This is a genomic window from Exiguobacterium sp. SH4S7 (assembly GCF_004336795.1).
Lineage (GTDB): Bacteria > Bacillota > Bacilli > Exiguobacteriales > Exiguobacteriaceae > Exiguobacterium > Exiguobacterium aurantiacum_A.
This window is the reverse complement of sequence record NZ_SJUT01000006.1, coordinates 79,692-103,775: the sequence shown is the minus strand read 5'-3', so window position 1 is coordinate 103,775 and position 24,084 is coordinate 79,692. Positions and strand designations below refer to the sequence as shown.

23 protein-coding genes are annotated in these 24,084 nt (G+C 51.8%); 11 read left to right on the top strand and 12 right to left on the bottom strand.

Annotation, left to right across the window (positions count from 1 at the left end):
- The first annotated feature begins 70 nt into the window (after nt 1-70).
- Nucleotides 71-1,063 (top strand): 5'-3' exonuclease, encoded by a 993-nt coding sequence (locus EVJ29_RS11745; RefSeq protein WP_070328350.1) that lies wholly within the window; start codon nt 71-73, stop codon nt 1,061-1,063.
- Nucleotides 1,064-1,075: 12 nt separating this feature from the next.
- Here EVJ29_RS11745 and EVJ29_RS11740 read toward each other — a convergent pair whose 3' ends face one another.
- The gene (locus EVJ29_RS11740; RefSeq protein WP_070328351.1) at nt 1,076-1,876 is read right to left on the bottom strand and encodes a VOC family protein; all 801 of its coding nucleotides are present in this window, start codon (nt 1,874-1,876) and stop codon (nt 1,076-1,078) included.
- Between the two features lie 106 nt (nt 1,877-1,982).
- Here EVJ29_RS11740 and EVJ29_RS11735 point away from each other — a divergent pair, with 106 nt between their 5' ends.
- Both EVJ29_RS11735 and EVJ29_RS11730 read left to right on the top strand, forming a co-directional pair.
- A complete protein-coding gene (locus EVJ29_RS11735) occupies nt 1,983-2,309 on the top strand; it encodes a winged helix-turn-helix transcriptional regulator (RefSeq protein WP_131444153.1) in 327 nt (108 codons plus the stop codon).
- A 64-nt stretch (nt 2,310-2,373) separates the two neighbouring features.
- Nucleotides 2,374-3,381 (top strand): S66 family peptidase, encoded by a 1,008-nt coding sequence (locus EVJ29_RS11730; protein WP_131505146.1) that lies wholly within the window; start codon nt 2,374-2,376, stop codon nt 3,379-3,381.
- Between the two features lie 4 nt (nt 3,382-3,385).
- Here EVJ29_RS11730 and EVJ29_RS11725 read toward each other — a convergent pair whose 3' ends face one another.
- Complete coding sequence (locus EVJ29_RS11725; RefSeq protein ID WP_131505145.1) at nt 3,386-4,576, bottom strand: helix-turn-helix domain-containing protein; 1,191 nt, start codon at nt 4,574-4,576, stop codon at nt 3,386-3,388.
- Nucleotides 4,577-4,686: 110 nt separating this feature from the next.
- Here EVJ29_RS11725 and EVJ29_RS11720 point away from each other — a divergent pair, with 110 nt between their 5' ends.
- Nucleotides 4,687-5,952, top strand: coding sequence for an MFS transporter (locus EVJ29_RS11720; RefSeq protein ID WP_131465920.1), 1,266 nt, complete (start codon nt 4,687-4,689; stop codon nt 5,950-5,952).
- A 25-nt stretch (nt 5,953-5,977) separates the two neighbouring features.
- Here the strand turns inward: EVJ29_RS11720 and EVJ29_RS11715 are convergent, their stop codons facing one another.
- The 4 genes from EVJ29_RS11715 to EVJ29_RS11700 all read right to left on the bottom strand — a co-directional run bounded on the left by EVJ29_RS11715 (nt 5,978) and on the right by EVJ29_RS11700 (nt 7,794).
- Nucleotides 5,978-6,274, bottom strand: coding sequence for a DUF3817 domain-containing protein (locus EVJ29_RS11715; protein ID WP_021068057.1), 297 nt, complete (start codon nt 6,272-6,274; stop codon nt 5,978-5,980).
- A gap of 82 nt (nt 6,275-6,356) precedes the next feature.
- Nucleotides 6,357-6,860, bottom strand: a complete 504-nt coding sequence (locus EVJ29_RS11710) for a DoxX family membrane protein (RefSeq protein WP_131490582.1) — start codon at nt 6,858-6,860, stop codon at nt 6,357-6,359.
- A gap of 194 nt (nt 6,861-7,054) precedes the next feature.
- Nucleotides 7,055-7,468 carry a pyridoxamine 5'-phosphate oxidase family protein gene (locus EVJ29_RS11705; RefSeq protein ID WP_131505144.1) on the bottom strand — a complete coding sequence of 138 codons (414 nt, stop codon included), beginning with the start codon at nt 7,466-7,468 and terminating at the stop codon, nt 7,055-7,057.
- A 125-nt stretch (nt 7,469-7,593) separates the two neighbouring features.
- On the bottom strand, nt 7,594-7,794 hold the full coding sequence (locus EVJ29_RS11700; protein WP_016507985.1) for a cold-shock protein: 201 nt from the start codon (nt 7,792-7,794) through the stop codon (nt 7,594-7,596).
- Between the two features lie 265 nt (nt 7,795-8,059).
- Between EVJ29_RS11700 and EVJ29_RS11695 the strand changes: the two genes are divergently transcribed.
- Nucleotides 8,060-9,658 carry a glycoside hydrolase family 55 protein gene (locus EVJ29_RS11695; RefSeq protein WP_131505143.1) on the top strand — a complete coding sequence of 533 codons (1,599 nt, stop codon included), beginning with the start codon at nt 8,060-8,062 and terminating at the stop codon, nt 9,656-9,658.
- Here EVJ29_RS11695 and EVJ29_RS11690 read toward each other — a convergent pair.
- Both EVJ29_RS11690 and EVJ29_RS11685 read right to left on the bottom strand, forming a co-directional pair.
- The gene (locus tag EVJ29_RS11690; protein WP_131457933.1) at nt 9,622-10,128 is read right to left on the bottom strand and encodes a flavodoxin domain-containing protein; all 507 of its coding nucleotides are present in this window, start codon (nt 10,126-10,128) and stop codon (nt 9,622-9,624) included. The two genes, EVJ29_RS11695 and EVJ29_RS11690, sit on opposite strands and share 37 nt — an antisense overlap.
- Nucleotides 10,129-10,231: 103 nt before the next feature.
- Nucleotides 10,232-11,881: a glycoside hydrolase family 13 protein gene (locus tag EVJ29_RS11685; RefSeq protein WP_131465914.1), complete on the bottom strand. Its 1,650-nt coding sequence runs from the start codon at nt 11,879-11,881 to the stop codon at nt 10,232-10,234.
- Nucleotides 11,882-12,004: 123 nt separating this feature from the next.
- Between EVJ29_RS11685 and EVJ29_RS11680 the strand changes: the two genes are divergently transcribed.
- The 4 genes from EVJ29_RS11680 (at nt 12,005) to EVJ29_RS11665 (ending at nt 15,672) form a co-directional block, all read left to right on the top strand.
- On the top strand, nt 12,005-12,784 hold the full coding sequence (locus EVJ29_RS11680; RefSeq protein ID WP_131490580.1) for an AraC family transcriptional regulator: 780 nt from the start codon (nt 12,005-12,007) through the stop codon (nt 12,782-12,784).
- A 98-nt stretch (nt 12,785-12,882) separates the two neighbouring features.
- Nucleotides 12,883-14,205: a copper amine oxidase gene (locus EVJ29_RS11675; protein WP_236633529.1), complete on the top strand. Its 1,323-nt coding sequence runs from the start codon at nt 12,883-12,885 to the stop codon at nt 14,203-14,205.
- Nucleotides 14,206-14,223: 18 nt separating this feature from the next.
- Nucleotides 14,224-15,120 (top strand): class F sortase, encoded by an 897-nt coding sequence (locus EVJ29_RS11670; protein ID WP_131505141.1) that lies wholly within the window; start codon nt 14,224-14,226, stop codon nt 15,118-15,120.
- A gap of 105 nt (nt 15,121-15,225) precedes the next feature.
- A complete protein-coding gene (locus tag EVJ29_RS11665) occupies nt 15,226-15,672 on the top strand; it encodes a hypothetical protein (RefSeq protein WP_071398817.1) in 447 nt (148 codons plus the stop codon).
- A gap of 53 nt (nt 15,673-15,725) precedes the next feature.
- Here EVJ29_RS11665 and EVJ29_RS11660 read toward each other — a convergent pair whose 3' ends face one another.
- The 3 genes from EVJ29_RS11660 to EVJ29_RS11650 form a co-directional block, all read right to left on the bottom strand.
- Nucleotides 15,726-16,433, bottom strand: coding sequence for an ABC transporter ATP-binding protein (locus EVJ29_RS11660; protein ID WP_131465906.1), 708 nt, complete (start codon nt 16,431-16,433; stop codon nt 15,726-15,728).
- Nucleotides 16,433-18,070 (bottom strand): ABC transporter permease, encoded by a 1,638-nt coding sequence (locus EVJ29_RS11655; protein WP_131505140.1) that lies wholly within the window; start codon nt 18,068-18,070, stop codon nt 16,433-16,435. The genes EVJ29_RS11660 and EVJ29_RS11655 overlap by 1 nt, the downstream gene beginning before the upstream one ends.
- 131 nt (nt 18,071-18,201) lie before the next feature.
- Entirely contained in the window at nt 18,202-19,272 is a 1,071-nt protein-coding gene (locus EVJ29_RS11650) for a Fe(3+) ABC transporter substrate-binding protein (protein WP_131505139.1), read from the bottom strand.
- A 227-nt stretch (nt 19,273-19,499) separates the two neighbouring features.
- Between EVJ29_RS11650 and EVJ29_RS11645 the strand changes: the two genes are divergently transcribed.
- Together EVJ29_RS11645 and EVJ29_RS11640 are read left to right on the top strand one after the other, a co-directional pair.
- Entirely contained in the window at nt 19,500-20,066 is a 567-nt protein-coding gene (locus EVJ29_RS11645) for a TetR/AcrR family transcriptional regulator (RefSeq protein ID WP_070328369.1), read from the top strand.
- A gap of 29 nt (nt 20,067-20,095) precedes the next feature.
- Nucleotides 20,096-23,239, top strand: a complete 3,144-nt coding sequence (locus EVJ29_RS11640; RefSeq protein WP_070328370.1) for an efflux RND transporter permease subunit — start codon at nt 20,096-20,098, stop codon at nt 23,237-23,239.
- A 49-nt stretch (nt 23,240-23,288) separates the two neighbouring features.
- Here EVJ29_RS11640 and EVJ29_RS11635 read toward each other — a convergent pair whose 3' ends face one another.
- Nucleotides 23,289-24,026, bottom strand: coding sequence for a YwqG family protein (locus EVJ29_RS11635; protein WP_131505138.1), 738 nt, complete (start codon nt 24,024-24,026; stop codon nt 23,289-23,291).
- Between the last annotated feature and the right edge of the window lie 58 nt (nt 24,027-24,084).

Sequence of the window (24,084 nt, the reverse complement as noted above, 5' to 3'; positions counted from 1 at the left end):
ACTCATTGACACAACATCACCGAACAGTTCATTAATGTTCGGTCCAACAACTACAGAAAGAAGGTTACGCATGGAACGTAAACTATTTTTAATTGACGGAAACTCCATGCTGGCCAGTGCCTACTACGGTGCCGCCGCGAGCCGAACGAAAAAAGGACGCGAGGTATCTAAAAACGATCGGAGTGCCGTCATCGGTATGACCGGCCTCATCCGGACGATTCTACGCAGACATCGTCCGTCTCATTTTGTCGTCGTATGGGACGTCTCACGTGAAACATTGTGGCGTCGCGAGCTTTATCCCGGCTATAAACGCCGCCGTCGCCAGACACCACCCGAGTTGAAGGCTCAAATGGAACTCATGCGCCAATTGCTTGAAGAGAGCGGAATCCCGCAATATCAAGTCGAAGGCTATGAGGGAGAAGATTTGATTGCCCACATCGCTCGGAAGTTCAGCTGCAGCGCGCCTGTCGTCATCATGACGAAGGATAAAGACTTGCTTCAGCTCGTGAGCCCACGCATCACAGTATGGCTTCAAACACAGGAGCTTCAGCAAATGCAAGCTCGTTGTGATATCCAAGACAACCGCCCGCTCCCACTCAAGCGACATCTCGAGATTCGTCCTGAGGAGATTGCAGCGTTGTACGAAGGATTGAAGCCGAAACAGCTCTCAGCGGTCAAAGCGTTGACGGGAGACCGTTCAGACGGCATCCCACCTGTAGCCGGCCTTGACGAAAGTCAATCGGTACAGTTGATCAAACGCTTCGGTTCGCTCGATAAGCTTTACACGGCGCTTAGCGTCAAAGGCGATAAACGACAACTGATCAATGAAACGATCGCGGCACTGACGTCAGAGGAAGTGCCCCGTAACTTGAGACGTACACGCAAAAAAGCCGAGCGCAACATGGAGCTCGTCCGTCTCGATGTCACGGTGCCAGAACTTGAACATTTGAAACTGGCTCATCTTGAGCTCAGCATCAATTCAAAACGGGTCGAACAAGCGTATCAAAAACGCGGCATTCGCCTCTCGTTTGATTCGAGTCAAAAGAAAATTTCAGCACGTTAAAAAGCGCGGACATTAGTCCACGCTTTTTATATTGACCGTAATCCCATCGTCGTCGGTGAGCGACCATTCCGACGTCGTCCCTCCGAGTTCGTGGTTCGTCGAAGCGTCGACAAAAAGCGTCCATGCTTCAAGTCCCGCCTCGTCGTTCATCGGTTCAGTCGGACGGGCCCAGACGTTCGCACCGATGTGATGATGATACCCGTCGGCCGCGAGGAACAGTGCACCCGGGTATGAATCGGTCGTGACGGTAAACCCGAGTCGATGTTGATAGAATAATTTCACCGCTTCGAGGGAACGTACCTTAAAGTGAACGTGTCCCATCGTCGTCCCGACAGGAAGACCTGTGAACGGACGGTCCGCTGCCGCCTCGAGCATCGATTCGTACTCAACCGGATCGGTCGACATCTTCACGTGACCGTTCGCTTCATATTCCCACTTCTCACGTGGCCGATCAGCATACAGCTCGATGCCGTTCCCTTCCGGATCGTTCAAATAAAACGCCTCACTGACCAAATGGTCGCCTTGACCGACTTCAATCCGTCGCTCGATCAAATGACGGAGAATGCGTCCGAGTTCGACGCGGTCCGGAAGCAAGATTGCCATGTGGAACAAGCCGGCCGCCTTTCGGTTCGGACGCACACCTTTGACTTCATGCAAGATGACGAGCGGCGTATTCGGCGCACCGAGCGTGACGCGGTCGATACCGACTTCGAGTACGTCCATTCCAATGACTTGTTCGTAAAACTGTTTCATGTTTTCTAATTCACTGACCCGGAGCGTGACCGGTCCGAGTTGGATATTGGTTAATTTCATGTTTTCTCACCTCTCTCTTTACTATACATGCCGTGTCCCGTTTGCAGAAGACGGCACAAAAAGGTGGTATAGTTACCGAAAGGATACTTAGAGAGGAGCGAGACTCATGACGATGATCTCAAGCTGTGAAGTCGATACCGCACTCGAACTAATCACCGGTAAATGGAAACCATCGATTTTACTCGCGCTCATCAACGGGGGGACGCTCCGGTTCAGTGAACTGAAACGCTCGCTCCCGAACATTAGCCAAAAGATTTTGACAGCCCAGTTGCGTGACTTAGAAGAGCACGATATCATCATCCGTACCGTCTATCCGGAAGTCCCGCCGCGCGTCGACTATCAGTTGAGCGAGTACGGCAAGACGCTTATCCCGGTACTCGAGACGATGAACGCTTGGGGCATGAAGCACGCTGCGCGCATGCAACAAAAATAAATTGTCCACATGTGGATAACTCATTTCCGTATTACCGCCCATCACTTATCCACAGGAGGATCTCATGATTCGTTATCCACAGCTCACCGGCCGCCACGTCGGCGTCACCGCCCCTTCGTCCGGCGTACCAGCCGCGCGTCATAGTTTACTTCACGACGCCGAGACGACGTTCGCACGCCACGGCTTCACGCTTCAATTTGAACCGTCTGTTTGGACACAACATAAAGCAAAATCGGCGCCGGCCGCAGTCCGTGCCGAAGAGCTGACGCGACTGTTCCACGATGAGGACGTCGATTTGATCATCCCGCCATGGGGCGGCGTCTTGTTGCTCGAGCTACTCGATAAAATCGCTTGGGACACGCTCCCAGCGAAGTGGATGCTCGGCTACTCTGACGTCAGCTTATTTTTATTCGTCTACACGCTCAAGACCGGCATCGCTTCGGCTCACGGGACGAACCTTGTCGATCTGCGCGGGGAATCGTGGGATGCGACGAGCTCGCGTTGGCTCGACGTCTTATCGACGAAACACGGCGAGACCGTCATTCAACTGTCTTCAGAGCAATTTCAAAAAGAATGGCAGCACGGTAACCCGAGTCCATGCTTCTACCATTTGACCGAGCCGACCGAATGGAAATCACTCGGTGGGACGGAAGCGACCGGTCGTCTGCTCGGCGGTTGTATCGACGTCCTCTTGCATACGATCGGGACGCCTTACGGTGACGTCGCTCAGTTCCAACAGACTCATTTGAACGATGAACCGATTCTTTGGTATTTCGAGAACGCCGAGATGGATGTACCGGCACTCAAACGGACCTTGCTTCAAATGAAGTGGGCCGGTTGGTTTGATCATACGACAGGCATCTTGTTCGGCCGCAGCGATGCCCAACCACCGGTACAAGGTTATACGGCAGAAGACGTCTACGCTGAACTACAGGAACTACTCAACGTTCCCATCATTTATGACATCGACTGCGGGCACGTGCCACCACAACTGACACTCATTAACGGTGCCCATGCCTCGATTCAAGTCGAGGACGGGAAAGGCACGCTCATTCAAACGTTCAAGGACTGAGAATTCAGCCCTTGATTTTTTTTATCATGGAAGTCAGATGGCTTCGAAAACGCCCTTCTGGGAACAACTCGACCTCTCGTTCAATCAACGGGACCCATTCATCGCCACATCCATAACTCGTTCCAATTAATAACCCTTCAAAGTAAATCGCTTGATCGACAAACCCGTGCTTCGCCCACTGATCGTGATGCTCCAACAGCTTCAAAAATGATTTCCGGCCTGTCTCGACTTCACCAGTCAGGGCAAAATAGACACCTTTACTCATCTCAAATGCCGCGATGAATTCTGTATTGCTTTCTAACAACTGATCCATGACAGCAATCTGTTGTTGTAAAAGGTCTATTTTCCGATACTCAATCGCATATAGCGCTTCTGTCATCGCTAGACGAATTTGCATCGTCACGTCTCCAGTGAAGTCAGTATATTGTTTTGCTTTTTTCAACGCATCGATAATCACCGCTTCGTCTTTCAAATAAAGCGCACAAATCGCAATCGTGCGGTACACATCATCGACGCGATAATATATTTTCGTCCGCTTCATATAATCAAGTGTATCTTCGAGACGACGAACCGCACCTGGCAAATCATCGTCATACAACATATTTCGAAACACCATGAGCATACTAAACTCGACGCGAGTTTTCGTTTTCATACTTCTCGAATCAATCAATTCAATCGTGTCGATGCGTTCAATCGCATCGTCAAAACGATTCCACATGAGTAAATAAAAGGCTTGGCTAATGCGAGCCATGATCAGCTCTTCTTTCTCCTCGACCCGTTCGAACACCGTAATCGCTCGATCATACAACTCCAATAGCTCTTGTTCGTCTCCACTATTGAATACGCTGTCCGCGAGCAACGTGTAAGCCTTCCCTTGCCATACCGAGTTCATCTCTAAGTCTAAGTAGGGTGTGAGAGCCTTTTGAACAGCTTCATCTTCCCATGAGTTAAGACTTCCTTGCATATATTCAATCTCTTCAACGATTTTTTGTAAGCCTGCCTCGCGAGGATCGACAAGTAACGACTGCACCGACACGTCCAACCGCTTGGCAATCTCGCGCAGACTGCGCATCGACATTTCGGCTTTCCCGTTCTCAATCATACTGAGCATCGATTTCGTGATGATGCCGTCTGCGAGTTGACTTTGCGTCAACTTTTTTTCTTTTCGTAACGTCTTAATCCGCTGTCCAATCATAGAGCACCTCTTAAAAGTTAAATTTAATTGAACTTATTGTTTACAAATCTCTTTTCGTCGTCTATTATAATGTTAAATCACATTGAACTTAATTGCAAAGGAGACTATGTATGACTACTTCTACCTCGAACTTGCACGTGTTGTTGCTCGGGAAATTCATGTCGTTATTCGCTTCCAGTCTATTCACGTTCGTCGCCGGATTGACGGTGCTGACAACTTCCGGTTCCGGGCTCCAGTTCGCCCTCGTCTTACTGGCCGGGACGTTGCCTCGTGTTCTATTATCACCGTTTGCCGGTGCATATGCCGACAAATTGAACCGAAAACGCGTCATCATCACGATGGAATCGGTCAACGGGCTATTGTTCTTCTTGGCCGGGGCCGCGAGCCTCATTTGGACGTTCGGCGTTCCTGCTTTCTTGATTATTACATGTCTGCTTTCTATCGTCTCCACTTTCTTGTCTGTCACGTTGACGAGTTCGATTCCACTCCTGTTCGACGAAGACGGGCTTCAACGCGCCAATTCGCTCATCCAAAGTATCATTTCCGTCTCAAGTATTGGTACGCCACTTTTAGCCGGGGCGCTGTTCAAGCTATTACCGATTTCAGCGTTCTTGTTCAGCTCATCCCTCTTGTTCCTCATTGCCGCCCTGTTCGCCTCACGTCTCACATTCCAAGCGTATGAACATGCTTCCACCGATCAATCGACGTGGGACGACGTCCGCTCCGGTTTCCGCTATTTGAAACGCCAACGCGTGCTATGGACGCTGACGATTCTTGCGGCGTTCCTCAACTTCTTCTTCGTGGCTTCGGAAGTACTGTTCCCGATTGCCGCCTTGCAACAGATCGGGGTCAGCCCGCTCCAGTTCGGCTTTTTAGAAAGTATGTTCGCAGTCGGATTTTTAGTCGCCTCTCTTGCCCACGCGCTGCCGTTCTTTAAGATCAAGTATCGTCTAGCGACGGTCCGCACATCGCTTATCGTCATGAGTTGCCTCTTTATCGGCCCGGCCGTCCCGCTCTATTTTGACTTCTCGGTCACACCCGCCATCGTCTTCCTCACCGGATTCGCTTTGTTGAGCGGTTTCTTCATCATCCGCGTCAATATTCCCATCCAACTGTTTTTGCAGACGAACACGGAACCAAGCTACCTCGGTCGTGTCATGGGCGTCCTCGAATCGCTCGCGATGGGGATCACCCCGCTCGGTTTCGTGTCGTTCGGGTTATTGAGCGAATGGATGTCGGTCACGTCACTTTATGCGATTTGCATGGTATGCCTGCTTTCGATCACGCTGTTCGCGATGCATCGCATCCGTCACGATATCGCGGCTGAAAAAGCGACGGTACTGGCTGAAGTCGAAAGCGCGCCGACACATCAATGAACGAAAAAAAGACATCGAACGTTTTTCAGTTCGATGTCTTCTCTGTTGATGGAAGGACTCGTTTCTCTAACAAGAACGGTCCGAACGGGATGACCGAAGCCATGACCGCGAGGACTAACACTTTGAAGCCCCAGTTGAAGCGCCACGCCATGTAAACCGCTGCCGCCACGTAAGCGACGAACAGGAAACCATGGGCCGCACCGACGATGCTGACGGCTAGCGGCATGCCAGCCAAATACTTAAGCGGCATTGCGATCAACAATAAGAGCAGGAATGACATCCCCTCTGTATAGCCGAGCCATTTGAATCGAGTTGCGTTCATATCCGTTCTCCTTTTTAATCGATGCTACGTTCATCGTAGCCGATAGAGGTGAAGTTTGTCACAGGAGAACGTTAGAAAGTCGTTAGGCTATTTGACGATTTGGTGAACGATGCGCAATTTTCGTTTCGACGAAGCGGCGGAGGAACAAACCATCGACGCCGATTTTGCCTGCGTTGTAGCCCGCGACGAGAATCAAGACCGATACGATCAACATCGTCGGGTTCGTGCTGACCGTCCCTGACAATAAGAACGCCATGTTCATGACGAGTCCGAAGAAAGCCGCGCTGCGTGTGAGGGCACCAAGCAAGAGACCGAGACCGACCAAGAACTCACCATACGGAATTAAGATATCGAAAAGTGCTGCGTTTGGGATTGCGAAGTTTTCAAGGAATGTTGCCCACCATCCGGCGACCGCCGGGTGATCTCCCGTCGCGAGTGAAGCTGCGTTTTGAAGGTAACCGCCTGATCCGAAGCCGCCCGTGATTTTACCCCATCCGGCTGTGAGCCATTGATAGCCGAGCCAGATCCGTAACACCGTCAAGATGCCGGTTGCGATGTTGTGGTTTTGCCAAAACTTTGTGAACATGATAATTCCTCCTTTTGAATGGTTGAATGATGGCTTATATGTGATTACATTCACAATATATCACCCATGTTCATGTTTTCACATAGCTTGAGACAATAGTTCACGTTTCGTTCATATGTGTGTCACAGGTCAGTCACTTTTTGGAAATTACACCAAAAAAAGCAACGTCTGCTCGAGACATTGCTTCCACTGATTTAAAGATCAACTTGTTGTGGCGGTTGGCCTTTTTTATTCATCACACGCATCGATTGCGGTGAGATTTTTAAAATGACGAGTTTTGGATCATCCGGGCCGTCGAACCAGCCCTCAAGTTTTTCGTTCCACACTTTTTCTTTCATCGACTCGTCATCAGACACCGACGTCTCTCCTAAAATCTCTAGATACGTGTCGCCGACCCCGTCCCCGTCGTAGCCGATCAAGACGTGCGTATATGGATTGTTCTTCAACTCATCGACTTTATCCGTATCTTTCGAGGTTGCCGTATAGAGTGTCAGACCGTCATGGAAAAACGTCATGTATCGGCTGTGCGGCTTCCCTTTATATACCGTGGCCATCGTTCCCACGTTGCTTGCATCTAGAATTTGTTGTGCCGTTGTTTTAGCATTCATTTTTAAAGCCCCCTTATCATAGTCACTCGTATAATCATTCCCTTGCGGCACTTGATTAAACACGAAGACACGAAAAAACCTGCTCGCCGAAGCGAGCAGGTTATAAAATTCCTTAGAAAGGAAGATTAGATTTTTTCAACGTTAGAAGCTTGTGGGCCACGAGCTCCGTCAGTGATTTCGAAAGTTACTGCTTGGCCTTCTTCAAGTGTCTTGAAGCCGTCGCCTTGGATTGCTGAGAAGTGTACGAATACGTCGTCTCCGCCTTCCATTTCGATGAAGCCGTAACCTTTTTCTGAGTTAAACCATTTTACTTTACCTGTGTTCATAATGAACCCTCCTGAAATAAACGCTGTGCGTTCTAGTAGTGCCTTACTAGAAAAAACTGACCAAAAAAAAGCACAAAACTTGTTGGATTATCTTTCATGAAAAATAATCCCAAGCGATTGTGAATTATGTTTCCAGCTATTCTTAATTAAGCACATATGTAATATACCATGGATAAATGCTTCTGTCTACTAAATACTTCGGTTTGCTAAAAATAATTTCAAAACGGGTACATCACATGTAGTGAACGTTAGGAGGACGACTCATATGATGAATCAAATTGACCGCACGCATATCGCTGCCACCATCGCCCGTCACGCGGCCTGGTCGACAGATGAGCTATTGACGGAGACGCTCGCTTGGCATCAAGCGACGCGACACGACCATTATCCTGACCAATCGAAGTCGTACCGCTCCCACTTGCCGATGACGGAACGAATCACACCGGTGACGAGTGCACTCCCGCTCGAGGTCGTCGACGATCTCATCCGGCCCGTCTGGATGCGTCGTCTCGACGCGGAACATTTGAATTTACTGCAGACGACACGCCATCACGTCGACGTGACCGATTACGGGGCCGTCGGGGACGGCAAGACGGATTGCACGCTCGCATTCCGGCTCGCGCTTCGGTCGAACCGCCACGTCCACGTGCCGGCCGGTGTCTATATCGTCCGTGGCGTCCGGATCCCCTCGAACTGCGTGCTCGAAGGTGCGGGACAGCAGGACACGGTATTACGCTTGGCCGACGGCACACCGAAGCATCGCCGGCTGCTGCGAAATGCGACACCGTTTTATGGGAACCATCACATCGAGGTCGCCCATCTGACGCTCGACTGGAACGTCGAGCGCCTTGGCGACGTCGATCGGACGTCGAGTGGAGACACGGCTTCGAGCGCGTTGACATTCGCCCACGTCAAATTCGCCTGGGTCCATCACGTCACCGCCAAAGGTGCCGGGCTGCACGCGTTCGATATCACCGCCCCTCACTACCATTACCTCGGGGACGGGTTGCGTGCCAAAAAAGGCAGCCGCTACATCTGGCTCGACCGCTGCGAGGCGACGAATTATGGGGACGACGGCATCACGACGCATCATAGCGACGCCATCTACATCACGAACTGCTACTGTCATCACCCGCACGGACGTACGCACGCCCACGGCTTCTCCAATTCAAACGGCATCGAGGTCGATGACGGTTCGCGTCACGTCGTGCTCGTCAACAATATGACGGAAGGTTGTTTTGGAGGCGTCGAGGTGAAAGCCCACGGTACGTCCTCGGCCGCCCATGACGTCCATATTTTTGGGCACGTCTCGTATCGTGATAACCGGTCCTTCAATTTTCGCCACATCGGGCACCACTTAGCCGACGATCCCGAGTCGAAGACGGCGCGGTTCATCTCAGGGACGAATTTACTATCGATTGAACCGGTACGCTCGAAGCTATACGCCAAGTCGTCGCCCCGTAGCCTCGTCATATCGGCGTATCAAGACGTATTGATCCATGGCTTTACGGCCATCGGTGACCCGTCCTATGATTATACAGGACATCCAGCGCTCGCCGTCCAGTATAAGTCTCGGAACGTTCAATTAAAACGGATCGCCACAAGCGGGTTCGTTTCCAGCCGCGCCGACATCGAACTGTTCGGCGGCGACAACCGGACCGATCACGTCACAATCGAAGATGTCACGTGCCGGAATTCGGCCCCGATCTCTGTAAAGATCGGCGGACAGCTCGCTAACGTCGTGCTAAAACACATCGAAGGCGAACAAAAAAGTGGAGATGTCCTCATCTCCACGAGTAGCCCGGTCGAAGCGCACGACTTATTCGCTTATGGTTTCTCAGATCGGGTGCGAAGTGACGCTTGAGCCGACTCGACGAGCTCATTCAACCGTGCTTCGTCCAAATTGAGCGAACTGACCGTCTGTTTGGCCATCATCCGGACGATGGCTTTGTCGAGGAAGCCCATCCGCTCAAAGTCATAGCCGCTGCCGACGACTTCGACGAAGTAGGCGTGTGCTCGTAAATGTTCCCCGTACGCGCCTTCGAGCTCACGTTGCCGCTCCGCCGCGGTCGGCGTGCCGGCGCACAAGTACAATCCGAGCGGACGTTCGAGCAATTGGACTTCGTTTTGCTTCAACCAGTCGGTCAGCTCGTCTTGGACTTTCCCCATCCGGATCGATCCCCCGACGATGACGTGGTCGACCGTTGCCCAATCGACGTCTGGCTCATCGACCAAGTTTTGAACGTGGACGTTTCCGGACAACCGTGCGGCCAAAAGATGGGCGACTTTCTCGCTCGTACCATATCGTGACGTATACGCAATCAACGTCTTCATCTCGTTTCCCCCTTATTAAGTCAGAGTCTACTCTTCCTATTCCCGAATGGTTTGGAGAATACTATACGCTTGAAAAAAACTCGCCGCTTGGGCGAGTTTTTTGTCATAGTTTGTACACTTGTGCCTCGTACGGACGAAGCGTGAACGGTTCGATCGGCTCCATATTGCCGATGACACGGTCTTTGACGTCATACGGCAACGTCCGTTCTTGTGTTTCAGCTGAGAAGTTGCACAGTACGAGCCACGTCTCTCCTTCGAGCGTCCGCGTGAACGCGTAGACGGCTTCGTCTTCCGGGAGCAACAGCTCATACTTCCCGTAGACGACGACCGGATTCTGTTTCCGTAGCGCGATCAACTGACGGTAGTAATGGAAGAGTGAATTCGGATCAAGACGTGCCGCTTCCGCGTTCACGTCGACATAGTTCGGATTGACATCGATCCACGGCGTACCGGTCGTGAACCCACCTTGCGCGTCAGCCGACCACTGGACCGGCGTCCGCGAATTGTCGCGTCCGCGGGCGTGGATGCCGCGGAAAATCTCCTCGTGCGTCAACAAATCGTTCGATGTGTAATCGCGATACGCGTTGAGCGTCTCGATGTCACGGTACTTGTCGATCGAGTCGAACGCGACGTTCGTCATGCCGAACTCTTCGCCTTGATAAATGTACGGCGTCCCTTTCAACATGTGCAAGAGTGTCGCAAGCATCTTGCCAGAGACGACCCGGTACTCATCCGAATCGTTGCCGAATCGCGAGATCGCCCGCGGTTGGTCGTGGTTGCTCCAATATAGGCTGTTCCAGCCCTCTTCCTCGAGTCCTTCTTGCCAACGCGAGAAGATCGTCTTCAGCTCCGTCAGCTTCCAGTCGGTCGGATTCCACTTTCCAAAGCTGCCGTTGCCGACGTCGACGTGCTCGAAATGGAACACCATGTTGAGCTCGTCACGGTCTTCACCGGTGTATAGCTTCGCCTCGTCGACACTGACACCCGGCATCTCCCCGACCGTGATCGTATCGTACTTCGACAACACTTCACGATTCATCTCTTGCATGAACTCATGGATGCGCGGCCCGTTGAAGAAGAACGGCGTTCCGTCTCCGTAGCCCGTCCCGCGCGTCTTCCCGTCCGGATAGCTTTGGTCTTTCGAGATCATATTGATGACGTCCATCCGGAAACCGTCGACGCCTTTGTCGAGCCAGTAAGCCATCAAATCGTACACTTCGCGGCGCAGCGTCTCCGACTCCCAGTTCAAGTCGGGCTGTTTCTTACTGAACAAGTGCAGATAATATTCGTCGCTCGCTTCATCGTACGCCCACGCGCTGCCGCCAAAGAAAGCCCCCCAGTTCGTCGGCGGCTGACCGTTCTCGCCTTTTTTCCAAATGTAGTAGTCGCGGTACGGGCTGTCTTTCGAAGACCGAGACTCCATGAACCATTGGTGCTCATCGGAAGAATGGTTGACGACGAGGTCCATCATGATCTTGATGCCGTGACGGTGCGCCTCTTCGAGCATCGCATCGAAATCGTCCATCGTCCCGAACTCATCCATAATCGCACGGTAGTCGCGGATGTCATAGCCGTTGTCATCGTTCGGCGAATCGTACACCGGTGACAACCAGATGACGTCGATCCCGAGTTCAGCCAAATAGGACATCTTTTCCGTGATGCCCGGGATGTCCCCGATTCCGTCCCCGTTCGAGTCGTTAAAGCTGCGCGGATAAATCTGATAGACGACCGCTTCTTTCCACCATTGTTTCATAAAAGTCTCCTCCTCATCATCGGTTCAAATCTGACGTCATCATCGTACCTTGTCCCGCCGCCTGTGCCTATCCATGATATGATTAAGATATGCACAATCTTGCTATTATAAAGGAGTAATTCGATGGAAATCGGCTTTTGTGGCTATTCGTATCACACAGCAGCATATACTTTTCCGTTCGCCAACCGGTTGGACACGTACTTGATCCGCTTGCAGACTGAAGGGTCGGCCCGAATCCTCGTCAACGGGGAGACATACGTCGCGTACCCCGGCGATCTGCTGCTCGTCAAACCGGGTGACTACTATGAGTTGAATATCGATACCCCGGCGAGTGGCGACTATCATTTGTTCTGCGCTGGTCCGACGCTCGACACCTGGTGGTCGACGACTACTCGCTCACGGCTCACCACGATCTCGATTGACCCTCGCCTCCTCTCGCTTTGGCAACACGTCACGGAAGAGGCACGACGACCGACCGATGAACAGAGCACTGCGTTGATCGAGAAGTTGATCGAGGCGCTTCTGCTCATGCTCGACCGATCGATGCGAGACGTCCGGACGAATGTACGTCCCCCGGTCGTGTCTCGCATGATGCGTTATATAGAAGGAAACGTCACCGCCGACTTCAAAATTGCCGACGTCGCCGCTGCCGTCGACTTGAGCGTATCGCGGACCGTGCATCTCTTTAAGGAAGTGACCGGGATGACGATCATCGAGTACGCGCACACGATCCGGCTTCAGCTCGCCGAAGAGCAAATGCGGTATACGCAACATTCGCTCGAACGGATCGCCGAGCTGTCCGGGTTTCGAACGTATCCTTATTTCCATCGGATTTTCAAACGGAAATATGGCGTCGCACCAGGGGTTTACCGCACACTTCAACAAAAAAACGAAAAAAAATAATCAAAAAGTGATCCATTTTTTGAATCGCTCCGTTAGATGGGTGTAAACAACGACAACCACTCACAAAAAAGGAGCGATTGAACATGAAGAAAAAAACAATGAACAAATTTGTAGCACCGGCACTGGCACTGGGGTTACTCGTACCATTGAACGCACAGGCAGCAGAGGCGCCAACAGTGAGCACGCCAGCTGGAGACCTTCGTGCCACGCTCGACCAATTACTATCTGAGCATTATGTCTTAGCCGTCACATCGATGATGAAAGCTTACGACGGGGCACCGGATGCCGAAGTCGCAATGAAAGCACTCGATCAAAACGCGCTTGACATGACGCCAGCCATCGCCTCAATCTACGGTGATGAAGGCGCGGCTCAGTTCGAAGACATCTTCGCCGGCCATAACGACTACTCGGCTGACTTCGTCGAAGCTGCCAAGTCAGACGACAAAGAACTTCGTGCCGATGCTGAAGCCGAAGTCGATGAGTTCGTCGAAGAGTTCTCGACATTCCTCGATGCTGCGACAGAAGGCAACTTACCGAAAGAAGCAGCCGCTGACGTCCTTGAACTTCACGAAGACCAAGTTCTCTCAGTGTTTGATAACTACGTCGCCGGTGACTACGAGTCGGCTTACATGACATACCGTGAAGGCTACAAGCTCATGTTCGACATCAGTAAAGCCCTCTCAGGAGCGGTCGTCACGCAAATGCCTGACAAATTCCCGACACCTGCTGACACGCCAGCTGTAGAGCTTCGTTCGACATTGAACAGCCTCGCCGGTGAACACTTCGCTCTCGCTGCGATCGGCATGCAAAAAGGCTACGACAAAGCGGAAGATTTCGACTACGTCAGCTGGGCTGAAGATCAAAACACGCTCGACTTTAAAGCAGCCATCGGTTCGGTCTACGGTGACGAAGGTGCGGCTCAGTTTGAAAAAGTATGGAACGGTAACCACATCACAGCACAAGGTGACATCGTCGCAGCAACACTTGAAGGCGACGAAGCTAAAATCGAAGAAGCACGCATGAAACTCGATCAGTTCGCTGTCGACTTCAGTACGTTCCTCGATGCGGCGACAGAAGGCAACTTGCCACAAGCGGCCGGTCAAGAAGCGATCATGCAACATGAGGCACTCGTGCTCCAAACGTTTGATCAATATGTAGCCGGTGACGCAGATGCAGCTTGGATGTCATTCCGTGAAGGATACGCGTTCATGTTCGGTGTTGGTGAAACACTCGGTAACGCGATCGTGACACAAATGCCTGACAAGTTCGCTGAAACAGCAATGCCGGAAGCGATGCCTGAAACAGGTCTCGGTGGTGCACAAGCACAATCAATGAATACCCTTTACGCTGGCTTAGCCATACTTGGCGGAATCATGCTCGCCTTTGTTACGCTTCGCAACCGTAAAGTATCAGAACAATAAACTAAAGGAGAGAGCCCAATGAACAAGCGCCATTTGTTTTTGGCGCTCTCTCTATTTTGTTTTGGCTTCTGGTCGTGGACGAGCGCTCAAGAATCGTCATCACCACCTGTAGAAGAAAAACAAATAGAGGAGAGCCCAGATTTATCGGCTGAATTCTCACTTCTACAGGAAGAGGTGAAGAAACTTCGTTTAGCCGAGGAAGAGGAAAGCACTAAAGCCGTGACACCTGTCCAGATTCAAATCCCGAGCATCAATGTCGACACCGCGATCGAACAGGTCGGCGTGCTCGATAACGGACAGATGGGCGTACCCGTTGACGAGAATCAAGTCGGCTGGTTCGAACCTGGTGTCAAACCAGGCAGTAAAGGCAACGCCGTCGTCGCCGGACACGTTGATAGTAAGACGGGGCCCGCCGTCTTTTATGAACTCGATCAACTGAAGACAGGCGATGACGTGACGATTATCGACGAGAACGGCAACACGCTGCGATTTCGTGTCACAAAAACAGAGAGTTATGACACGAAAAATGCCCCGATCGACGAGATTTTTGGCACCACGTCAAATCGCAACTTGAACTTGATCACGTGTTCCGGTACGTTCGGGGACGGTGGTTATGACCAACGTTTCGTCGTTTACACGGAGCTTGTCGATAGCGAGATCAAGTCGACAGTCGAACTCGACGCCCCGACGAACGTCACGTTAAGCGGTAACTTGCTCACATGGCACGCGGTCCGTGACGATGCCGTCATCGGCTACCGTGTCTATGAAGTCAACGACGGGAACGCGACACGTATCGAGAGCGTCCCGTCACACGCCCGGAAGAGTGTTGAAGTCACGAACGAGCAGGCAACGTATTACGTGACGGCAATCGACCGGCTTGGAAATGAGTCGAAGCCGTCTCAGACAGCGAAGTAGACACGAAACGCCCTTGGATAAAAAATCTAAGGGCATTTTTTCTGTTTTCCATATATAGTGAATGTAGCAAAAAATACATAGATTTAGGATAAGGAGTTTCAAGTCATGAGGACTCGACTTTCACAACCATTCGCAAATCAGTTAAAGAGAAGAATTCGCACCATTTGGGGTGTGAACGATTCGTATTATTGGTACCCTCTTTCCACTTCTCCTCGACTCGATGTGATTGCATTCGACAGCGATTATATTGAAGATGTTGATCAAAAAATCGAAGAAATCCGCCAATGGGTATGGGACCAAGGGACGGAGCTTATATTTGAACTGCATGAGGACCATACACTATGGCAAATCGACACCGCTTCATTAGATCCTTGTTATGAAGGTCGTTATTTAGAACGCTATTGGTTTGACCAAAAAATGAACTGGATCATTTATGCGTCCCACGAAAGTACAATTAGCTTTGGTGGGCATGGATTGATCACATCACTCCAGTCCTACTGGTCGGATTGGCAGGAGCATCTGTCCGTTTTAGACAATCGATTTTTTGAGTAATGAACTTCACAAAAAAAAGACGCACCCATTTTTGATCAATGAGTGCGCTGTACTTACACAAAGCAAGGAATCTGCGGGTTGAACGTCTTGTTGTTCTCCGTCATGACCTGCTTTTTAATTTTGCCTTCTCCGAGATAGACGATACGGTCGGCGAGCGCTTCCGCGTCTTCCTCGTCGTGCGTGACAAAGATCGTCGTCGTGCCCGTCTGTTTGAGGAGACGGCGCAAGTCATCGCGGATCCGGTGTTGGAGCGACGTGTCCAAGTTACTGAACGGCTCGTCTAAGATCAAGAGGGACGGCTTCGGTGCGAGCGCACGCGCGAGCGCGACACGCTGCTGCTGACCGCCGCTCAGCTCATACGGGTAGCGATGCCGGAACTCAGATAAGTTCACGAGCGTGAGCATCTCCTCGACCCGTTCGTTCCGCTCCTTCCGGCTGAGCTTATGGAGGCCGAAGCGGATGTTCTTCTCAACGGTCATGTGCGGGAAGAGCGCATAGTCTTGAAACACCATGCCGACGCCGCGTTGTTCGGGCGGCATGAACTGGCAGTCGTCACAACAGACGCAATCGTTGACGACGACGACGCCTTGATTTGGCATCTCGAGACCGGCGATGAGGCGCAAGATCGTACTTTTCCCCGAACCGCTGTCGCCGAGGAGGGATACGATTTCGCCTTTCGTGATCGAGAGCGAGAACCCTTTGATCGTCTCTGCTTCTGCACCTTTATAGCTGAAGTGTAAATCGTTGATTTGAACAAACATTAGTCGGCCTCCTTATCAAGCACCTTATGGAACACAAAGATTAACAATCCGCTCATGAGAACGATGACGATCGACGCGAGCGCCGCTTCGTGAATCTTCTCATCACTGACATATTTGAACGCCTGCGTCGCAAGCGTCGAGAAGTTGAACGGCTGCAAGAACAGTGTCAGCGGCAACTCTTTCATAATATCGATGAAGACGAGGATGAACGCGCTCATGATCGCCCCTTTGATCATCGGGATATCGACCCGGAAGAACGTCTGAACCGTGCCCCAACCGAGCATGCGTGACGCTTCCGTGAACGACTTCCCGACTTTCTCAAATCCGCTCTCGATCGAGTTGTAACCGATGGCGAGGAAACGGATGACGTAGGCGAAGATGAGCATGATGAGCGTCGTCCGGAACACGAACGTCTGTCCGAGATCGAGCGCGAGCGCTGCTTTTAGCACCCATTCGTCTAATAGTAAAAACAACGTGATGACAGCGATGGCGATAGCCGCTCCTGGGATCGAGTAGCCGAGCGTCGTCACTTTCGAGATGACGCGCGTCATATTCGATGGGAACAACCGCGTATAGTTGGCGATGATGAGTGCGAATACGAGAATGATGATTGTCGCGATAAAGGCGACGCTCACCGTGTTCCAGACGAGGCGGAAAAATTCAGCCGTGAACACTTGCTCGAACGTCAAGAACGTCCAAGCGACGAGTTGGATGAACGGGATCGCGAAAGCGATGCCGAAGATCGTCGCCACGTAACCGAACACGGCGTAACGATGCCAGCCGTTCAACGGTCTTGGCTTGAGCGGCTTCACTTTTGTCGTCGCATAGCTGAACTGCTTGCGGCCTCGGACGAGTCGTTCCGCCATCAAGATAGCGATGACGATGATCATGAGCGTGCCGGCAAGTTTTAACGCTGAAGACGTGTCCTTCATGCCGAACCACGTGCTGAAGATGGCCGTACTGAACGTCTGGATTCCGAAGTATTTGACGACGCCGTAGTCGTTCAACACTTCCATCAAGACGAGACTGACACCGCCGATGATGGCGACGCGCGAGATCGGGATGACGACGGTGAAGAAGATATCCCACGACCCGCGTCCGAGGATGCGGGCGTTCTCGATCATCGACGACGACTGATTGTGTAGGAACGCGCGTGTGATCGTATAAATGTACGGATACAAGAACAACGTGAAGATGAAGATCGTCCCTTGGATCGTCATGATATTGAAGTACGTCTGATCCACGGTGATGCCAAACTCGTTGCGCAGCGTCGTCTGGATGACGCCGGTGTAGTTCAAGATGCCATGATACGTGTAAGCACCGATATACGGCGGGATTGCGAGCGGCAAGATGAGCGCCCATTTGAAGAATCGCCGTAACGGGAAGTCATACACCGTGACGAACCAAGCGAGGCTCGTTCCGATGATGGTCGTCAAGAAACCGGTCACGAGCATGATGAACAACGTGTTCCTCACGTACGTCGGCAGCAGATATTCGCGGATGTGTTGCCAATTGTCATTGACCGGTGCGAACAGTTCTACTAAGACGACGATTCCTGGCAAGACGATAAACGACAACGCGATAAAGCTCAGGATGGACCATCCATTCAGTTGTCGTTTGATTGCATACCAGTTCATGTCTTACAGCTCCCGTTTCTTTCATTTACTTCCTGTCCCATCATATCAGTTTCATCGTCCCGGTCATACCTTTAGACTGTCAGGAAACGCAAAAACCTTCGGCCTGAACATGCGTTCAAGCCGAAGTCGTCTTATTTCCAACCAGCTTCGTTGAAGATGCGGATGGCTTCTTGCTGATTTTCACCGAGAACAGATAGGTTGATATCTTGTTCTTTGAACTCACCCCATGATTTGAGGAGCTCGTTCGGCTCGACCGATTCGTTGACCGGGTACTCGTAGTTGGCGCTTGCGAACTGCTCTTGCGCTGACGGGTCAGACATGAACTCCATGAGTTTCTTCGCGTTGTCAGAGTTCTTCGACGCTTTCGTCATCGCGATTCCAGAGATGTTGACGTGCGTACCTGTGGTGTCTTGGTTCGGGAAGAAGACACCGAGCGCTTCAGCGACTTTCTTCTCTTCCGCGTCTTCTGAGTTCAGCATGAGACCCATGTAGTACGTGTTCATGATGGCCACATCACCTTCACCGGCGACGACGGCTTTCGCTTGGTCACGGTCGTTCCCTTGTGGGTCACGCGCCATGTTGTTGACCATGCCTTCTGCCCATTCTTTCGCTTGGTCGACGCCGTTCACTTCGATGAATGACGAGAGGAGTGAGATGTTGTACATGTTTTCAGATGGACGAACGAGCACTTTCCCATTCCACTGTTCTTCCGTGAGCGCTTCGTACGTCGACAAGTCTTCCGGCTTCACGCGATCTTTCGCGTAGACGATGACACGTGCACGCTTCGTGAGACCGAACCATTCTTTGTCCGTGTCACGGTATTTTTCTGGGATGTTCGACTCAAGCACATCGCTATCGACCGCTTGAAGATGCCCTGCTTCTTTTGCCTGGTGCAAGTTCCCGGCGTCAGCAGTAATGAAGAGATCCGCTTCTGTGTTCTCACCTTCTGTGTTCAAACGTTCGAGAAGTTCATCACCTTTTCCTTCGACGACGTTGACTTTCACGCCCGTCTCTTCTTCGAACTGTTTGTAGAGCTCTTTGTCGACATCGTAATGACGGCTCGAGTAGACGTTGACGACTTTTGATTCTTCTGCCGTCTCATTGTCCCCCGTAGTAGTCGTCTCTTCCGTGCTCGCGCAAGCCGCGAGCAGTGATGTCGTAAGTGCTGCCGAAAGTCCAAGTGCCATGTACTTTTTGTTCATTTATATTTCCCCCATGTTTTAGTCTCTTTGTTGGTAATGATAATTACTCTCAATCACTATAATCGATGATAATCATTCTCATGTCAACCTTTTTTTGAAAACGTTACCATTAGTTATATATTTATAACTTAACAGTTTTGACGATATCATTTCTTGACTTCAAAATGATGAGGCGCCTATAGTTGAAATGAAAAGACCGTCTGGTCGGTACAGAAAGGAGTGACGAAATGACAAACCGATCAACTATCACGAAACAAAAACTGCTAGATGCCGCGACCGAGATCATCATGGAGCACGGAGTGCACCAACTGACATTAGAGGAAGTCGCAAAGACCGCTGGTGTCTCAAAAGGTGGCCTGTTGTATCATTATCCGTCGAAAGAAGCGCTTTTGACCGCCATCGTCGAACGGCTTCAAACCGAACAAAACGATTTATACGAATCACTTCAGGCTGACGGCCACGGTCCGGTCGAGGCGTTCGTCCGCCTATTTGATGAGACGAAACTCTATCCGGAACGCTCGCCAATTCATATCGATGCCGAGAAGATGATCGCCTTCTTGACGTTATTCGCCGTCGATCAAGCGTACGCCGACCGTTGGAAGCATGACCTCGACACGTTCTTCGCCGAATTTCAACAGACGAGCGATCCCGTCGAGACGATGATCATCCGCTATGCCCTTGAAGGGATGATGATGTCCGAACACTTCAATGTCGGCGTCCCCCCTACCGCTTTAAAACAAGCCATTATCGCTCGACTCATCGAGCGCGCCCGACACATCGATTCGGGAAACTAGACTAATTTATTAGAGGAGAAATGAACCCCATGCAAAAGATCACGACCTTCTCCGTCAACAACAAGTTTGCCGTTTGGTTGATGACGATCATCTTAACGGCCGCCGGAATCTTTGCCGGCCTGACGATGAAACTAGAGACACTGCCTGACATCACGACACCGACCGTCTCGGTGACGACGATTTATCCTGGCGCTTCTCCTGAACAAGTGCTCGACGAAGTGAGCACCGTGCTCGAAGATCGCTTGAAGAGTTTGAACGGTGTCGAACAAGTCCGTTCGTCTTCGTTCCAAAACGCTTCGAACATTCAAATCGATTATGATTTCAGCACGGATATGGAAGCAGCCGAACAACAGGTCAAAGATGCACTCAGCAACGTCGAGCTGCCAGAGTCCGTCCAAGACCCGCAAGTGTCACGCCTCAGCTTCGACGCGTTCCCGGTCGTCGGTGCAGCCGTTTCAGATGAAAGCCTCGATTTGGCTGAGTTGACAAAACTTGTCGAAGACGAGCTCCAACCGGCCCTTGAAGGTGTCGAAGGTGCCCAGCTCGTCCAAATCGCCGGTCAAGAAGTCCGTCGCGTCGAGCTTCGCTTCGACGAGGCCGCACTTGCCGAATACAACTTGACAGAAGATACGGTCAAACAGTTGATTCAAGCAAACGATGCCCGTATCGCGCTCGGCTTGTATGAGCTCGGGGATACGGAACAGGCCGTCGTCATCGACGGGAAGTCGGAGACGCTCGAAGCGTTCCGCGACCTGCAAATCCCGTACTCACCAGCTCCAGCTGAACCGACCGTCCCAGGGGCGCCAAGCGGATTCCCGGCTGGTGAGACACCTGAGTTGCCAAGCGAAGTCCCTGGCACAGTCCCACCTGCGAATGTGCCGACAACAGTCCCGACCGTCGCTTTAAGCGAACTCGCGACAATCGAAGACCGCGGCATCGAAGAATCGATCTCGCGGTCGAACGGAGAACGTTCGATCGGGATTCAAGTGACGAAGACACAAGACGCGAACACCGTCGACGTCGTCAACGCCGTCAAAACGATTTTAGACGACTTTGAGGCTGAATATGATACGGCGAACGTCTCAATCACACTCGACCAAGGTCAGCCGATTGAAGAATCGGTCGAGACGATGGTATCGAAGGCGTTACTCGGCGGACTATTCGCCATTTTGATCATCTTAGTGTTCCTTCGTAACTTCCGTTCGACGATCATTGCTGTCATCTCGATCCCACTATCGCTCTTGATGGCGCTCATCGTCTTGAAGCAACTCGATATCACGCTCAATATCATGACGCTCGGGGCGATGACCGTCGCGATTGGACGCGTCGTCGATGACTCGATTGTCGTCATCGAAAACATTTATCGTCGACTCACTCGTCCGAACGAACCGTTACGCGGCAAAGCGTTGATCATCGCCGCGACGAAAGAAGTGTTCGTCCCGATCGCGTCATCGACAATCGTGACGATCGCCGTCTTCTTGCCGCTCGGTTTCGTGACCGGCTTCGTCGGCGAACTGTTCTTGCCGTTCGCCTTGACCGTCGTCTTCGCCTTGCTCGCTTCGCTCCTCGTCGCGATCACGGTCGTACCGATGATGGCCGATTCGTTCTTTAAAAACCGTGACAAGCTGAAGCCGGAAGAAGGACCCGGTAAACTTGCCGAATGGTACCGCGGTGTGCTCAACTGGTCGCTCAACCACAAGCTCGTCGTCTTCGGACTCGCGACACTTCTCTTGATCGGCAGTTTCGCCCTCGTCCCAGCCATCGGGGTCAACTTCTTGAACCAAGGTTCGGATAAGACGCTGTTCGTCACGTTCGACCCGGAACCGGGACAGACGCTTGACGACTCGATCGCGGCTGCTGAGATCGCCGAGACGTACTTTATGGAAGACCAGCCGAACGCGACCGACGTCCAGTTCACGGTCGGTGGCGAAAACCCGCTCAACCCGGGGAATAACAAGCAAGGGATCTTCATCGTCCAGTACGACCCGGACACAGAAGACTTTGCCGACGTCAAATTGGCAGACATCGAACAATTGAACGAACTTGCCTCAGGCGGAGAATGGAAAGAACAAAACTTCGCCGGCGGTGCCGGAACGAGCGGTGTGACGTATAACGTCTACGCCAACTCGCTCGAAGATCTTGAAGCGATTGTCCCGACATTCATCGAGACGATCGAAGAAGAGACGGACTACGTCCGCCAAGCGACGTCTGATCTTCGTGAGTCATACGTCCAGTACACGTTCAACGTCGATCAACAAGCAGCAGCTGAAGCTGGCGTCTCGGCCGCTCAACTCGCTCAAACGATCGGTCAGTTCCAAGCACAGGCCAGTCCGCTCGCCAGTGTGACGATTGATGACAAACAGCTCGACGTCATCATCCCGACGGAACAAGTCACGTATGACAGCATTGAAGACTTGCAAGCGCAAGAAGTGACGACGCCGTTCGGGCCGCGCCCAATCTCAGACTTCATCGAAGTCGAAGAAGGCACGACGCCGGACACGCTCGTCCAGCGCGACGGCAAGCTCCTTGCTACCGTCAGCGTCGAACTTAGCACGGACAAGGCGACGGAAGCGTCGGCCGCCATCGAAGAACGTGTCTCTGACATCGATCTCCCGACGGGCGTCTCGTATGACGTCGGCGGCGTGACAGAACAGATTCAGGAATCGTTCACGCAGCTCGGCCTTGCGATGCTCGCAGCCATCGCCATCGTCTACTTGGTGCTCGTCGTCACGTTCGGCGGTGCCATCACCCCGTTCGTCGTATTGTTCTCGCTCCCTTATGCGATCATCGGCGGACTCGTCGCCCTCTTGATCACGGGAGAAACGATTTCCGTATCTGCTTTGATTGGTGCGCTCATGTTGATCGGGATCGTCGTCACAAATGCGATCGTCTTGATCGACCGCGTCATTCATAAAGAAGAAGCTGGTCTATCGACGCGTGAAGCGTTGCTCGAAGCAGCCGGTACGCGACTTCGTCCGATTCTCATGACGGCGCTCGCGACAATCGGTGCCTTATCACCACTCGCTCTCGGACTCGAAGGCGGCGCACTCATCTCGAAAGGTCTCGGTGTCACCGTCATCGGCGGACTCACAAGTTCGACGTTACTGACGTTGCTCATCGTCCCAATCGTCTATGAGTTCTTCGCTCGGTTCCGCAAGAAACAACAAGCATAATTCAAAAAGAGATTTGACCGAGAGCCGGTCAAATCTCTTTTTGTTGTGTTCAGTAACATTGCATGATCATTTCGGTCTCCTCGAATCGTTTGGCCTGAAGCGCCTCTGTCGGAATCAAAAAGTAGAGGATCCCGACATCGCCGAACATGATATCGAGCTCTTCTGTCGAATCCATTTGGAAGAGCAGGAACGGCCGCTTGAAGCGGTCACCATATGTGTCCTGAACCTCTTCGAACACATCATTTTGAATAGCGTTCGGATGACCGCCGATTGCGTGAAATTCCTCATCGTCAATCAGCTCTTCGAACGCCTCGAACTGATCGTCATTCAATAGATGGGCGAGCACATCAACGTTCGGTGCGTATGATTCATCAAACGAGACTGCCCGTTCGTTCAGCGCCTCTCCGACTTTGACACGTTCAAGGTCTGTGTCTTCCGTGTACACAACACGCCAAAGATGACGTTCGTCCGTGTCACCCCACGGTTGTTCTTCCATATCGTAAAAGAAAGACAGCAGCCCTTTTTTTGGAAGCGCCTCGACCGACTCACAGCCGGCAAAGTCGCTTAAGCGAAATTGCGCCAAAAACGTCAAGTTCTCTCCAGGATGGTCCGACCCGATCGGTAAATCTGGATAACCGCCAAATTTCGAGTGGCCAATCGCCACCTCTTCTCGTGTCGTTCGAGGCACCATACTCAAATTGATTCGTTGTTGGAACGCGTTCAAGACGTCTGCCCCATGTTTGATTTGATGTTCTTGAATGAACCGTTCGACTGCCGTTTGTTCCATAAATACACCTCATTTATTAGTAGTGAGCTCATTATACCACCCCGAACATATGTACCCA

What these genes read in the sequence shown, in the direction of transcription:
- EVJ29_RS11745 (WP_070328350.1), top strand. Translation starts at nt 71, where the DNA reads ATGGAACGTAAACTATTTTTAATTGACGGAAACTCCATGCTGGCCAGT.
- EVJ29_RS11740 (WP_070328351.1), bottom strand. Translation starts at nt 1,876, where the DNA reads ATGAAATTAACCAATATCCAACTCGGACCGGTCACGCTCCGGGTCAGT.
- EVJ29_RS11735 (WP_131444153.1), top strand. Translation starts at nt 1,983, where the DNA reads ATGACGATGATCTCAAGCTGTGAAGTCGATACCGCACTCGAACTAATC.
- EVJ29_RS11730 (WP_131505146.1), top strand. Translation starts at nt 2,374, where the DNA reads ATGATTCGTTATCCACAGCTCACCGGCCGCCACGTCGGCGTCACCGCC.
- EVJ29_RS11725 (WP_131505145.1), bottom strand. Translation starts at nt 4,576, where the DNA reads ATGATTGGACAGCGGATTAAGACGTTACGAAAAGAAAAAAAGTTGACG.
- EVJ29_RS11720 (WP_131465920.1), top strand. Translation starts at nt 4,687, where the DNA reads ATGACTACTTCTACCTCGAACTTGCACGTGTTGTTGCTCGGGAAATTC.
- EVJ29_RS11715 (WP_021068057.1), bottom strand. Translation starts at nt 6,274, where the DNA reads ATGAACGCAACTCGATTCAAATGGCTCGGCTATACAGAGGGGATGTCA.
- EVJ29_RS11710 (WP_131490582.1), bottom strand. Translation starts at nt 6,860, where the DNA reads ATGTTCACAAAGTTTTGGCAAAACCACAACATCGCAACCGGCATCTTG.
- EVJ29_RS11705 (WP_131505144.1), bottom strand. Translation starts at nt 7,468, where the DNA reads ATGAATGCTAAAACAACGGCACAACAAATTCTAGATGCAAGCAACGTG.
- EVJ29_RS11700 (WP_016507985.1), bottom strand. Translation starts at nt 7,794, where the DNA reads ATGAACACAGGTAAAGTAAAATGGTTTAACTCAGAAAAAGGTTACGGC.
- EVJ29_RS11695 (WP_131505143.1), top strand. Translation starts at nt 8,060, where the DNA reads ATGATGAATCAAATTGACCGCACGCATATCGCTGCCACCATCGCCCGT.
- EVJ29_RS11690 (WP_131457933.1), bottom strand. Translation starts at nt 10,128, where the DNA reads ATGAAGACGTTGATTGCGTATACGTCACGATATGGTACGAGCGAGAAA.
- EVJ29_RS11685 (WP_131465914.1), bottom strand. Translation starts at nt 11,881, where the DNA reads ATGAAACAATGGTGGAAAGAAGCGGTCGTCTATCAGATTTATCCGCGC.
- EVJ29_RS11680 (WP_131490580.1), top strand. Translation starts at nt 12,005, where the DNA reads ATGGAAATCGGCTTTTGTGGCTATTCGTATCACACAGCAGCATATACT.
- EVJ29_RS11675 (WP_236633529.1), top strand. Translation starts at nt 12,883, where the DNA reads ATGAACAAATTTGTAGCACCGGCACTGGCACTGGGGTTACTCGTACCA.
- EVJ29_RS11670 (WP_131505141.1), top strand. Translation starts at nt 14,224, where the DNA reads ATGAACAAGCGCCATTTGTTTTTGGCGCTCTCTCTATTTTGTTTTGGC.
- EVJ29_RS11665 (WP_071398817.1), top strand. Translation starts at nt 15,226, where the DNA reads ATGAGGACTCGACTTTCACAACCATTCGCAAATCAGTTAAAGAGAAGA.
- EVJ29_RS11660 (WP_131465906.1), bottom strand. Translation starts at nt 16,433, where the DNA reads ATGTTTGTTCAAATCAACGATTTACACTTCAGCTATAAAGGTGCAGAA.
- EVJ29_RS11655 (WP_131505140.1), bottom strand. Translation starts at nt 18,070, where the DNA reads ATGAACTGGTATGCAATCAAACGACAACTGAATGGATGGTCCATCCTG.
- EVJ29_RS11650 (WP_131505139.1), bottom strand. Translation starts at nt 19,272, where the DNA reads ATGAACAAAAAGTACATGGCACTTGGACTTTCGGCAGCACTTACGACA.
- EVJ29_RS11645 (WP_070328369.1), top strand. Translation starts at nt 19,500, where the DNA reads ATGACAAACCGATCAACTATCACGAAACAAAAACTGCTAGATGCCGCG.
- EVJ29_RS11640 (WP_070328370.1), top strand. Translation starts at nt 20,096, where the DNA reads ATGCAAAAGATCACGACCTTCTCCGTCAACAACAAGTTTGCCGTTTGG.
- EVJ29_RS11635 (WP_131505138.1), bottom strand. Translation starts at nt 24,026, where the DNA reads ATGGAACAAACGGCAGTCGAACGGTTCATTCAAGAACATCAAATCAAA.